Genomic DNA, 13,870 nt, shown 5'->3' on the forward strand with positions numbered 1-13,870 from the left:
AGGCCGTCCGCAGGGTCAGCGAACCGATGTCCGCGACGAGTCGCCCGTTCTCGCCGGTGATGCGCACGCTCAGCGTGTCGGAGCCGACCGAGCCGTCCGAGCCGTCGGTGCGCAGGGAGACGCGCAGGATGGGTCCGGCTCCAGGGCCGAGCGTGACGGCGCTCCACGAGAACGGAAGCGGCACGCCGTCGTGTCGCGCGTCCACGGCGCGGAAGCCGGCCGTCTGGAGCGCCGCGTCGAGCAGCGCGGGGTGCACGGGGAAGTCGTCCGTCAGTCCGTCGGGCAGGGCCACTTCGGCGAAGATGTCGTCGCCGTGGCCCCAGGCGGAGCGCAGCCCGCGGAAGGCGGGGCCGTACGCGACGCCCCGCGACTCCAGGGCGTCGTACAGGTCGTCGACGCTCAGCGGTCGGGAACCCTCGGGCGGCCAGGCAGCGGTCCCGGCAGGCGGCGGGGGTTCCGCCGTGCCCGGCGCGAGGTGGCCGCTCGCGTGCTGGGTCCAGTCCTGACCCGGTGCGTCCTCCGGTCGGGAGTGGAACGTGATCGCGCGACGTCCTTGCTCGTCCACAGGGTCCACGGCGAGGCGCAGTTGGACGCCCGCGACCTCGTCGCCGGCCGGCAGCGCCAGCGGGGCGGCGAGGGTCAGCTCCTCGACTCGCGCGCGGTCGAGGAGGGCGCCGGCGTGGGCCGCCATCTCCAGGAAGGCCACTCCGGGCAGCAGGACCGCGCCTGCGACGGCGTGGTCGGCGAGCCACGGACGGGCCGCCGTCGACAGCCGCCCGGTGAGCAGCGTGCCGCCGCCCGGCAGGTCGACCGCGGCGCCGAGGAAGGGGTGGCCGGGATCGCTCTGGCCCGCCGCGGCGGGGGAGCCCCCCGGGGCGGTGGCGTCGAGCCAGTAGCGCCGCCGCTGGAAGGCGTACGTGGGCAGGTCCACGCGGCGCGCGCCGGTTCCCTCGTACGCGGGACGCCAGTCGACCGGAAGTCCGGCCGCGTACGCCTCGCCCAGGGCGGTCAGCAACCGCCGCCGGCTGCCCGCGTCGCGACGCAGGGTCCCGATGACCGCCACGTCGTGGCGGTCGGCGTCGGCCGCCGTGTCCGCGATGCCGTAGGTGAGGGTGGGGTGCGGACTGACCTCGACGAAAGCGCGGTGGCCCGCGTCGAGCAGCAGCCGCACGGCCGCGTGGAAGCGGACCGGCTCCCGCAGGCTGCGGTACCAGTACCCGGCGGTGACCCGGTCGGCGGTGAGCCAGTCGGCGTCGACGGCGGAGAGCAGCGGAACCTCGGGGGCACGCGGGGTGACACCGGCGAGGGCGGTGCTCAGTTCGTCCCGCAGGGCGTCGACGGCGCCCGAGTGCGAGGCGAGGTCGACGGGGAGGTGCCACGCCATGACACCCTGCTGCGACAGGTCCGCGACGAGGCCGCGGACGGCCGCGGACGGGCCCGCGACGACCACGACGCGGGGACCGTTGACGGCCGCGATCGTCACCTCCGAGCCGCGCTCGGCCAGGAGCCGCTCGGCGTCCTCCCCCGACATCATCAGGGTCGCCATACCGCCCGCGCCGGTGATCCCGGCCAGGGCTCGGCTGCGCAACGCCGCCACCTTGGCGGCGTCCTCCAGCGTGAGGGCTCCGGCGACACACGCCGCGGCGACCTCTCCCTGGCTGTGGCCCACGACCGCTGCGGGCTCGACGCCGTGGGCGCGCCACACGGCGGCGAGGGACACCATCACCGTGAAGAGCGCGGGCTGGAGGCGGTCGACACGGTCCAGGGCCGGCGCGTCGGGCCCGCCGCGCAGCGCCGCGCTCAGCGACCAGTCGAGGTACGGGGCGAACGCCCGCTCGCAGTCGGCCACGCGGTCGGCGAACACCGGCGAGCTGTCGAGGAGTCCGGCCGCCATGCCGGCCCACTGTGCGCCCAGACCGGGGAAGACGAACACCGCCTTGCGTCCGCCGCGCGGGGCGGTTCCGGTGGCGCCGTCGGTCGACAGTTCGCCGCGCGCCAGCGCACCGAGGGCGTCGAGGAGTTCGGCGCGGCCGGCACCCACGACGACGGCTCGCTCGGTGAACCGGGAGCGGCCGGTGGCCAAGGAGAGGCCGATGTCCGCGGGGCGCAGGGACGGGTCGGCCAGCACGTGGGCGTGCAGGGCGGCGGCCTGGCCGCGCAGCGCCGCCGCGTCCTTGGCGGACAACGGCCAGGCGACGGGCCCGTCGTATTCCTCGCCTTGGACCGGCGGTTCCTCGGGCGCCTGCTCCAGGAGGAGGTGGGCGTTGGTGCCGCTGGCCCCGAAGGAGGAGACCCCGGCGCGACGCGGGCGGCCCGTGGCGGGCCACGGCGTCGCGGCGGTGAGCAGGGAGACGGCGCCCTCCGTCCAGTCGACCTGCGGAGTGGGCCGGTCCACGTGCAGGGTGCGCGGCAGCAGACCGTGGCGAAGCGCGAGAACCGTCTTGATGACGCCGCCGACACCGGCGGCGGCCTGGGTGTGCGTGAGGTTCGACTTGAGGGAGCCGACCCACAGCGGTCGCTCCCGGGGCCGTCGTCGCCCGTAGGTGGCGAGCAGGGCCTGCGCCTCGATGGGGTCGCCGAGCACGGTGCCGGTGCCGTGCGCCTCGACGGCGTCGACCTCGGCCGGGGTGAGTCCGGCACTCCGCAGGGCCTGTCGGATGACGCGTTCCTGCGCGGGGCCGTTGGGCGCAGTCAGTCCGTTGCTCGCGCCGTCCTGGTTGACGGCGGAGCCGCGGATCAGCGCGAGCACCGGGTGGCCGTTGCGGCGGGCGTCCGAGAGGCGCTCCAGGAGGACCATGCCGGCTCCCTCACCGAAGCCCGCGCCGTCAGCGGCCGCGGCGAAGGATTTGCAGCGCCCGTCCGGTGCGAGGCCGCGCTGTCTGCTGAAGCCGACGTAGAACCCGGGCGTCGCCATCACGGTGACGCCGCCTGCCAGCGCCAGGGTGGCGTCACCCGCCCGCAGGGCCTGGCAGGCGAGGTGGAGGGCGACGAGCGAGGAGGAACAGGCGGTGTCCAGGGTGACCGCGGGCCCCTCCAGGCCCAGGGTGTAGGCGACGCGGCCGGAGGCGACGCTGGCGATGGAGCCGGTCCCGAGGAAGCCCTCCAGGTCCTCGGGCACGCGGGCGAGGCGGGAACCGTACTCGCTGTAGATGACGCCGGCGTAGACGCCGGTGCGACTGCCCCGGAGAGTGAGGGGGTCGATGCCCGCGCGCTCGACCGCTTCCCAGGAGGTCTCCAGGAGCAGGCGCTGCTGCGGGTCCATCGCGAGAGCCTCGCGGGGCGAGATCCCGAAGAATCCCGCGTCGAACTCGCAGGCGTCGTGGAGGAATCCGCCCTGGCCCGTGGACGAGGTTCCCGGCGTGTCCGGATCGGCGTCGAAGACGCCGTCGAGGTCCCAGCCCCGGTCGGCGGGGAAGCCGGTGACGGCGTCCTGCTCCTTGACGAGCAGCTCCCACAGCTCCTCCGGGGAGCCGATCCCGCCGGGGAAGCGGCAGCTCATGGCGATCACGGCGATCGGTTCGCGGGCATTGTCGACCTCGTCGGCGAGCCTGCTGTTCTCCCGGCGCAGCCGCTGGTTGTCGAGGAGGGAGGCCCTCAGTGCCTCGACCACGTGGTCCGTGGACATGTTCTTCCCTTCTTCCCGCGCCGGATCAGGCACGTTCGCCGCCGCCCAGTGCCAGCCGCACGAGGGCGTCCACTTCCATCTCCCTGATCGCGTCAGGGTCGTCCGCGAGTCCCGTTCTCGCGGGGGCCGTTCCCGCGCTCTCCGTTCCCCCGTTGTCGTTCTCGGTGAGGCGGAGCACCGTTTCCAGCAGCCCGGCCTCGCGCAGGCGCGTCACCGGTACGGCGGCGAGCCGGCGCTGCAGTTCCCGGTCGTCGTCCGGGCGGTCGGGGGCGGCGGGCCCGGTGGCCGGAGCGGGCTCGGTGGTCGGCGCGAGACGCCGGGCCACGTGGGCTGCGGTGGCGGCCGGGGTGGGGTGGTCGAAGACGAGGGTGGCGGGCAGACGCAGGCCGGTGGCCGCGTTGAGGCGGTTGCGGAGGTCGACGGCGGTCAGGGAGTCGAACCCGAGGTCCTTGAACGCCTGCTCCGGGTCGATCGCCTCGGGGCCGCTGTGCCCGAGGACCTCGGCGACGTGGGCCCGCACCAGCTCCTCGATGCGCTCCCCGCGCTCCCCCGCGCCGAGGGACGCCAGCCGGTCCCGCACCGAGGCCACCTGCGCGGCATCGGCCGCGGCGGCGGGCCGGGCGCCGCGCACCAGACCACGCAGCAGCGGCGGCACGACACCGCTTCCCGTGCCCGCCCGGAGCCGGGCGGTGTCGAGCCGCAGGGGCACGAGCACCGCGTCGTCGAGGTGCAGTGCCGCGTCGAACAACGCGAGGCCCTGGGTGTCGGCGAGCGCTGCGACACCGCCGCGCGTCATCCGCCCGAGTCCGGTCCCGTCCAGCGTGCCGGTCATCTCGCTTCGCTGTTCCCACAGCCCCCAGGCGAGCGACTGGGCGGGCAGGCCCGCGGCGGTGCGGCGTTCGGCCAGGGCGTCGAGGTAGGCGTTGGCCGCGGCGTAGTTCGCCTGGCCGGCGTTGCCGATGACGCCCGCCGCGGAGGAGAAGAGGACGAACGCCGACAGCGGCAGCTCGCGGGTCGCCTCGTGCAGGGCGAGGGCCGCGTCGACCTTGGGCCGCAGGACGCGGTCGAGGCGTCCGGGGGTGAGCGAGGTGACGACGCCGTCGTCGAGGACACCGGCGGCGTGCACGACGCCCGTCAGGGGGTGGTCGGCGGACACGCTCGCCAGCAGTTCCGCGACGGCGGCCGGGTCGGCGACGTCACAGGCCGCGAACCGCGCCTCGGCGCCGAGGTCCCGGAGGTCGGCGAGGAGCGCTGCGGCCCCGGGGGCGTCGGCCCCGCGCCGCCCGGCCAGGAGCAGGTGTCCCACTCCGTGTCGCCCGGCGAGGTGCCGGGCCACGAGTCCGCCGAGCACCCCGCCGGCGCCGGTGACCAGGACGGTGCCGGCGGGGTCCAGCGGTGCGGGGCGGTCCGCGGCTTCCGCCGCCGGGACCCGGGTGAGGCGGGCGGCGAGCGGTTTCCCGTCGCGTAGGGCCAGTTGGGGTTCGCCGAGGTCCAGGCAGCGCCGCAGCAGGCCGATCGCGTCGGCGTGGTCCGGCGCGTCGACGAGAAGGAGGCGGCCGGGGTGCTCGTGCTGGGCGGAGCGCACCAGGCCGCGTGCCGCCGCGCCCGCGGCGTCGCTCAGCGTGTCGTCCGGTCCCGTGCGGACGGCGCCGCGCGTGAGGAACACCAGGCGGGTGTCGGTGAACCGGTCGTCGGGGAGCCATGCCTGGAGCAGCGCGAGGGTGGTGCCCACGACGGCCCGTACGGCCGCCGCGTCGTCCCCGTCTGCCGTGGCGCACGGCACGAGGACCACGTCGGGCACGGGCGTCCCGCCGTCGACGGCCGCGGCGAGGGCGGCGAGGTCCGGGTAGGTGTCCGCGGGTGGCATGCCGGAACCGAGAGCGGCCAGGCGGGCGGGCGGCGCGGAGCCGGTGGCGGGAGCGGGCACGGGCGACCACGCGAGGCGGTACAGGGAACCGTCCGCCTCGGGAGCCGCGGCGGCGCGCAGGACCTCGACGTCGACGGGTCGGACGGCGAGTCCGGTCACCGTGATCACCGGTCGGTCGGAGGGGTCGTGCGCGGTGAGGGCCACGGTCCCGTCGGTGTCCGGGGAGAGGCGGACCCACAGGGCGGTGGCACCGGAGGCGTGCAGGGTCACCCCGGTCCACGCGAACGGCAACCGCGCGGCACCCGGTGCGAGGCCCGGCGCCCCGCCGCCACCGGGTGCCAGCCACAGGCCGTGGAGCGCCGCGTCGAGCAGGGCGGGATGGATACCGAAGCCGGTGGCCGCCGCGTGCTGGTCCTCGTCCAGGCGGACCTCGGTGTACAGGTCGTCACCGTGCCGCCAGGCCGCGCGCAGCCCTCGGAAGGCGGGTCCGTAGCCGTATCCGGCTGCGGCGAAACGGTCGTAGAGGTCATCGACGTCGACGGGCTCCGCACCGGCGGGAGGCCGGATCGCACCCTGCGCCGGGGCCCCTTCCTCCGCTGCTCCGGCCAGGACGCCCGAGGCGTGCGGCGTCCACGGCGCGTCCGCGACGTCCGGCCGTGCGTGCACGTCCACGGTGCGGCGGCCGGTGCCGTCCGGGGTGCCGACCCGTACCTGGAGCCGCACACCGCCGGTCGCCGGCAGTACCAAGGGGGTGTGGAGTGTGAGTTCCTCCAGGACGGGGCATCCGGTCTCGTCGCCGGCGCGGACGGCGAGCTCCACGAACGCGGCGCCGGGCAGCAGCACGACCTCCGACACGGCGTGGTCCGCGAGCCAGGTGTGCGTGCGCGCCGAGATCCGTCCGCTGAGCAGTGTTCCACCGGTGTCGGCGAGCTCCACCGCCGCACCCAGGAGGGGGTGTCCGGTGGCTCCGAGACCCGCTGCCGTGACGTCGCCCACGGTGTCCGGTGCCGGCACGGCCCAGTAGGGACGGTGCTGGAAGGCGTAGGTGGGCAACTCCACGCGACGGGCGCCGGTGCCCGCGAACAGCGGCGCCCATGCGACGGGAGCGCCGTGTGCCCAGGCGGCTCCGAGGGAGCGGAGCACGCGCTCCATGCCGCCCTCGTCGCGCCGCAGCGTGCCGAGCACGGCCGCTTCCACACCGGCCGACTCCAGGGTCTCCTCCACGGCCGGGATGAGAACCGGGTGCGGGCTCACCTCGAGGTAGAGGCGGTGGCCCGCGGCGGCGAGGCCACGGACGGCGGACTCGAAGCCCACCGTGCGGCGGAGGTTGGCGTACCAGTAGCGGGCGTCCATCGTCGCTGTGTCCAGCCAGCCGTCCGTCACCGTCGAGTACAGCGGGATGTCCGCGGTGACGGGCTCGATGTCCTGCAGGGCGGTGGTCAGTTCGGTTTCGAGGGCAGCCACGTGGAGGGAGTGGGACGCGTAGTCGACGTCGATGCGCCGGCTCCGCACGCCGGCCGACTCGCATGCCTCCCTGAGCTCCTGCAAAGCGTCCGCGTCACCGGAGACGACGACCGAGGACGGCCCGTTGACCGCCGCCACCGACAACCGTCCCTCCCAGGCCGCGATCAACTCGACGGCTCGTGGCTCCGGCACCGCGAGCGATTCCATGCCTCCGCGCCCGGCGAGCCTCGCGATCGCACGGCTGCGCAGGGCGACGATCCTCGCCCCGTCCTCCAGCGTCAGCGCGCCCGCGACGACGGCCGCGGCGATCTCCCCCTGGGAGTGCCCGACGACGGCGTCGGGGACGACGCCGTACGCCTGCCACAGCCGAGCGAGGGACACCATCACGGCGAAGAGGACGGGCTGCACCACGTCGACGCGGTCCAGGCCGCCGCCGTCGCGCACGACCTGCAGCAGCGACCAGTCGACACACGGGGCGAGCGCCGCCGCGCAGGCGTGCAGGGCTTCGGCGAACTCTGGTGATTCGTCGAGGAGTTGACGGGCCATGCCGGTCCACTGGGAGCCCTGGCCGGGAAACATCAGGACGGTGCGCCGGTCGGGGTCGGCGACGCCGCCGACCACCGTGGGTCCTGCGGCGTCCGCGGCCCACGCCTCCAGCGCGGGCAGCAGCCGGTCGCGGTCGCCGACGAGGACGGCGCGGTACGGGAAGGCGGTGCGACCCGCGAGGGACAGGGCGACGTCCGCCGCGTCGGCCGGGTGCCTCCGGGTCAGGTGATGGAGCAGCCGCGCGCCCTGGTCGCGCAGAGCGTCCGCGGACCGGGCCGACAGGCACCAGGGGACTACGGCGACCTCGCGGGCGTGGGCCGGGTCGGGTGCCTCGGGCTCCGGCGCCTGCTCCAGGACGACATGGGCGTTGGTACCGCTGAGTCCGAAGGAGGAGACGCCCGCGCGGCGTGGCCGGCCCGTCTCGGGCCACCGCTCGGCCTCGGTCACGAGCACGGCTTCGCCGGCGCTCCAGTCGACGTGGGTGGTGGGCCGTTCGGCGTGGAGCGTCGCGGGGACAGTGGCACGGCGCAGGGCGAGAACCGTCTTCATGACGCCGGCGACGCCGGAAAGGGCTTGCGTGTGGCCGATGTTGGACTTCAGGGAGCCGACCAGGAGGGGCCGCCCCTCGGGCCGGTCCCGGCCGTAGGTGGCCAGGAGCGCCTGCGCCTCGATGGGGTCGCCCAGGGTGGTGCCGGTACCGTGGGCCTCCACCACGTCGATGTCGGCGGCGGACAGGCCCGCGTCGGCCAGGGCGGCGCGGATGACGCGCTGCTGGCTGGGCCCGTTGGGGGCCGACAGGCCGTTGCTGGCACCGTCCTGGTTGACGGCGGAGCCGCGCAGCACCGCAAGGACGGGATGGCCGCGGCGGCGGGCCTCGCTCAGCCGCTCGACGAGCAGCACACCCGCTCCTTCGCCCATGCCCATGCCGTCGGCGCCGTCCGCGAACGCTTTGCACCGGCCGTCCGCCGCGAGGCCGCCCTGCCGCGAGAAGCTGATGAGAGCTCCGGGTGTCGCCATCACCGCGACGCCGCCGACCAGCGCCAGCGTGCAGTCCCCGGCGCGCAGCGCGCGGGCCGCCAGGTGCAGGGCCACCAGGGAGGACGAGCAGGCGGTGTCGACGGTGACCGCCGGGCCCTCCAGGCCGAGGGTGTAGGCGACACGCCCGGAGACGACGCTGGGGGCACTGCCGGTCAGCAGATGGCCCTCGCCCTCGGCGGAACGGGCCACCGCCGTGCCGTAGTCGCTGTAGTTGACCCCGGTGAAGACACCCGTGCGGCTGCCGCGCAGCGTCTCCGGGTCCAGACCGGCACGTTCCAGCGCCTCCCAGGAGGTCTCCAGCAGGAGCCGCTGCTGCGGGTCCATCGAGAGTGCCTCGCGGGGTGAGACACCGAAGAAGGCGGCGTCGAAGTCGGCCGCGTCGTGCAGGAATCCCCCGTGCCGGGTGGTCGAGGTGCCCGGGTGCTGCGGGTCGGGGTCGTAGAGCGCCTCCAGGTCCCAGCCGCGTCCCGTCGGGAACCCGGTGACGGCGTCCCCCCGGTCGGCGAGGAGCTGCCACAGCTCCTCGGGCGTGGTGATGCCACCGGCCAGGCGGCAGCCCATGGCGACGATGGCGATCGGCTCGTCGGTGGCTTCGGGGCGGGGGTCAGCCGCCGTCGCCGCCGCCGTCCCGTCCGCACCGAGCAGGTCGGCCTTCAGGTGGGCGGCGAGCGCGACGGCCGACGGATGGTCGAAGACGAGGGTCGACGGCAGCCGCAGGCCGGTCGCCCTGGTGAGGCGGTTGCGGAGTTCGACCGCGGTGAGGGAGGCGAAACCCAGTTCCTGGAACGCCTTGGCGGGCGGTACGGCGTCGGCACGGTCGTGGCCGAGGACGGCGGCGGCGTGGCCGCGGACCAGGTCGAGCAGCAGCCGGTCCTGCTCGGCGGGGAGCCGCAGCCCGGTGAGCCGCCGCCGCAGTTCGGAGGCGGCCGGGGCGTCGGCGTCGCCCTGCCCCGCCAGGGCGCGACGGGCTTCGGGGACGGTCCGCAGGAACGGGCTGGGGCGGCTGGAGGTGAACACCGGGGCGAACTGCCCCCAGTCGACGTCGGCGACGGTCACCAGCGTCTCGTCGTCGTCGAGGGCACGCTGGAGCGCGGCGAGCGCCCGCGCGTCGTCGATCCGCGGCAGGCCGTGCTCCTCGAGGTTGAAGAGATCGGTGTCCCCGGGGGCGGGCGCGGCTCCGTCGGCCGGTGCCCCGGTCCGCCAGATGCCCCAGTCGACGGTGGTGGCGCTCAGGCCCCGGCCGCGCCGGTACTGGGCGAGGGCGTCGAGGTGGGCGTTGGCCGCGGCGTAGGCGCCGTGGTCGCCACTGCCCCATACGCCCGCGATCGAGGAGAACAGCACGAACGCGTCGAGTTCGCGGTCGAGAAGCGCGTCGAGGTGCGCCGCGCCCGCCGCCTTGGCGGCGACGACACGCTCGTACGCCGCCACCGGGACGGTGTCGAGCGGGGCGAGCGCGATGAACGCGGCTGCGTGCACGACGGCGGTGACGGGCGTGCCGCTCGCGTCGAGCCCGGCGAGGAGCCGTTCGACCTGGTCGCGGTCGGCCAGGTCGCAGGCGGGCATCGCGAGGGTGGTGCCGGACGCGGCGAGGTCCGCGCGGAGTTCGGCCGCCGCCGGCACGTCCTCCCCGCGCCGCCCGGGCAGGACCAGGTGGGTGGCGCCGCCTCGGGCCAGCCAGCGGGCCAGGCGCGGACCGAGGGCCCCGGTGCCCCCGGTGAGCAGCACGGTGCCCCGAGGTTTCCAGGGACGCGCGGGACGGGCGGGCCTGGGGGCTCGGACGAGGCGGCGGACGAACAGCCCGCCGGGGCGTACCGCGAGCTGGTCCTCGCCGTCCGGGCCGCCGAGGGCGGCGCACAGGCGTTCCCGGGCGCGGGCGTCGAGCGTGCCGGGAAGATCGACCAACCCGCCCCAGCGCTGCGGGTGTTCAAGTGCGGCGACCATACCGGTGCCCCATACCTGCGCCTGTGCCGGCGCGGTGAGCGGATCGGCCGCACCCGTGGAGACGGCGCCCCGGGTGGCACACCACAGCGGCGCGGTGGCACCGAGGTCGCCGAGTGCCTGGACGAGCACGAGGGTCAGGGCCGTGCCGGCGGGCAGGCCCGGGTGGTGGGAGTGCGGGTGGTCGGCCAGGCCGAGGAGGGAGAGGACCCCGGTGAGGGCGCGGACGTCCACGGCTGCGCTGATGGTGGCGGCGAGGTGGGCGCGGTCGGCGCCGGTGAGCTGCGAATCGCCGGGCGGCGCGACGGCCGCCACGACCGCTTCGGCCCCGTGTTCCCGCAGGGCCCGCGCGGCCTCCCGCACCGCCTCGCTCTCCTGGTCCCCCTCGGGCGACAGGACCAGCCACGTCCCGCTGAGCGCGGGGGCCGGCGGATCGGGCACCGGATGCCAGGCGACGCGGTAGCGCCAGGCGTCGGACGGGTCCGTCGCGTCGCGGTGCCGCCGCCAGGCGCTCAGGGCCGGGAGGACGTCGCGCAGGGGTGCGGCGTCGACGGCGAGGGCGGTGGCCGCGTCGTCGACGTCGCCGCGTTCCACCAGCTCCCAGAAGTCGGTGTCGCCGGCGGCGGGCTCCGGCGCGGCGGGCGTCAGCCAGTGTCGGCGCTGCTGGAAGGGGTACGTGGGCAGGTCGATCCGGTGCGCGTCCCGCCCCTCGTACACCGTCGGCCAGTCGACCGGCACGCCGCGCGCCCACAGTTCGGCCGCCGAGGTGAGGGCGCGGCGGAGGCCGCCCTCGTCGCGGCGCAGGGTGCCGGTGACGAGGGCGTCGGGTGCGCCTGCGGCTTCGGCGGTGTCCTGGACGGGCGCCGTCAGGACGGGGTGCGGGGACACTTCGACGAAGACGCCGTGTCCCTGTTCGACGAGTGCGCGGACGGCGGCGTCGAAGCGTACGGTGCGGCGCAGGTTCCGGTACCAGTACGCGGCGTCCATGGCTGTGGTGTCCAGTCGCTCCCCCGTGACGGTGGAGAAGAGCGGGACGCGGGAGACGACCGGAGTGACGCCGGCGAGAGCCGCGACGAGTTCGGGTTCGATGCCTTCGACGTGCGCGGAGTGCGAGGCGTAGTCGACGGGGACGGTACGGGCCCGGAGGCCGGTCGCCTCGCAGGCCGCGGCCAGTTCGGTCAGGGCAGCCGCGTCGCCGGAGACCACCACGGAGGCGGGGCCGTTGACAGCGGCGATCGACAGCCGCTCCGCCCAGGGCGCGATGACGCCCTCCGCCCGGTCGCGGGACACGGCGAGCGAGACCATGCCGCCGCCGCCCGTGAGCCGGGCGATGGCCCGGCTGCGCAGGGCCACGACCTTCGCGCCGTCCTCCAACGACAGCGCCCCGGCGACCACCGCGGCGGCGATCTCCCCCTGGGAGTGCCCCACCACGGCGTCCGGCTCGACGCCCCAGGACCGCCACAGTGCGGCGAGCGACACCATCATCGCGAACAGTGCGGGCTGCACCACGTCGACCCGGTCCGCCGCGTGGGCGCCGGGCCCACCGCGCACGACGTCCGACAGCGACCAGTCCACGAACGGGGACAGCGCGTCCGCACAGGCGGCCATCGAACGGGCGAACTCCGGCGCGGTGTCCAGGAGTTCACGCCCCATGCCGGGCCACTGCCCACCCTGCCCCGGGAAGACCATCACCACCCGGCCGGGCCCGGGCTCAGCGAGGGCGGTGACGGCGGACACGGTGCTGGCCGGGTCGCGGGCGAGCGCGTCCAGCGACGCGAGCAGCTCGGCGCGGTCGACCACCGTCACCGCGGCGCGGTGGGCGAAGGCGGTCCGTGTGGTCGCGAGCGAGTAGCCGACGTCGGCGGGGCGCGCGTCCGGCTCCGCGGCGAGGCGCGCTCGCAGTCGTGCGGCCTGGTCGCGCAGGGCGGCCGCGGTGCGCGCGGAGAGGAGGCAGGGCACGACGTCCGGGGCGGTGCCCGTGGGCCGCGGCCTCGGCTCGGGTTCGGGGGCCTGTTCCAGGATGACGTGGGCGTTGGTGCCGCTCATGCCGAAGGAGGAGACGCCCGCCCTGCGCGGACGGCCGGTCGCGGGCCACGGTCCGGCCTCGGTCAGGAGCGCGACCGTGCCCTCGCTCCAGTCGACGTGCGGGGTGGGCTCGGTGATGTGGAGCGACTGCGGCAGCAGACCGTGACGCAGCGCGAGGACCGTCCTGATGACGCCCGCGACGCCGGCGGCGGCCTGGGTATGGCCGATGTTGGACTTCAGCGAGCCGAGCCACAGGGGCTCTTCGGAGCGGCGTTCCCGGCCGTAGGTGGCGAGCAGCGCGTCGGCCTCGATGGGGTCACCGAGGGTGGTGCCGGTGCCGTGGGCCTCGACGGCGTCGATGTCGGCGGCGGACAGGCCCGCGTCGGCGAGCGCGTCGCGGATGACGCGTTGCTGGCTGGGCCCGTTCGGCGCGGTGAGACCGTTGCTGGCACCGTCCTGGTTGACGGCGGAACCGCGCAGCACCGCGAGGACCGGGTGGCCGTTGCGGCGGGCGTCCGCCAGGCGTTCCAGCAGGAGCACGCCGACGCCCTCGCCCCAGCCGGTGCCGTCGGCGGAGGCCGAGAACGGCTTGCACCGGCCGTCGGCGGCCATGGCTCCCTGACGGCTGAACTCGGTGAACACCGAGGGCCGAGCCATCACGGTCACCCCGCCCGCCAGGGCGAGCGAGCACTCCCCGGCACGTAGCGCGCGCGCCGCCTGGTGCAGGGCGACGAGTGACGCCGAGCAGGCGGTGTCGACGGTGACCGCCGGCCCTTGGAGGCCGAGTGCGTAGGCGACACGGCCGGACATGACACTCATCGAGTTGCCGGTCATCAGGAAGCCCTGCACGGTCTCGGGCGCGCCGGTGCCGAGCTGGGCGTAACCCTGGTCGATGGCGGCCGCGAACACCGCGGTGCGGCTGCCGCGCAGCGTCGACGGGTCGATGCCCCCTCGTTCGACCGCTTCCCACGCGGCCTGGAGCAGCAGCCGCTGCTGCGGGTCCATCGCGACGGCCTCGTGCGGTGACACGGCGAAGAACTCGGCGTCGAAGTCGGCGGCGCCGTCGAGGAACGCGCCCCGGCAGGGCACACCGCCCGCCCGGAGCCTTGCCGTGTCCCAGCCGCGGTCGCCGGGCAGGCCGGCGACGGTGTCACGGCCCGCGGCCAGGAGGTCCCAGAGCTCCTCGGGGGTACGGACGCCGCCGGGGAAGCGGCAGCTCATCGAGACCACGGCGATCGGCTCCCGGTTCCGGCCCTCGGTCTCGCGCAGCCGTCGGCGGGTGTCCCGGAGGTCGACGGTGACGCGGTTGAGGTAGTCGCGCAGCTTCCGCTCGTTCTGTTCGCTCACCGGGCGCCTCCGTGGGTGTG

General features: G+C 75.7%; 1 protein-coding gene and 1 pseudogene. Both read right to left on the reverse strand.

The annotated features are described in order from the left end of the window. Nucleotides 1-46: 46 nt before the first annotated feature. Nucleotides 47-3,658, reverse strand: a pseudogene (locus HCJ92_RS25720) (type I polyketide synthase); the annotation flags it as partial. Further along, complete coding sequence (locus HCJ92_RS00080) at nucleotides 3,651-13,826, reverse strand: type I polyketide synthase (protein WP_167931284.1); 10,176 nt, start codon at nucleotides 13,824-13,826, stop codon at nucleotides 3,651-3,653. The gene HCJ92_RS00080 and the pseudogene HCJ92_RS25720, both read right to left, overlap by 8 nt. Nucleotides 13,827-13,870: the final 44 nt, after the last annotated feature.

This window comes from Streptomyces spiramenti (assembly GCF_012034385.1).
GTDB classification, from domain to species: domain Bacteria; phylum Actinomycetota; class Actinomycetes; order Streptomycetales; family Streptomycetaceae; genus Streptomyces; species Streptomyces spiramenti.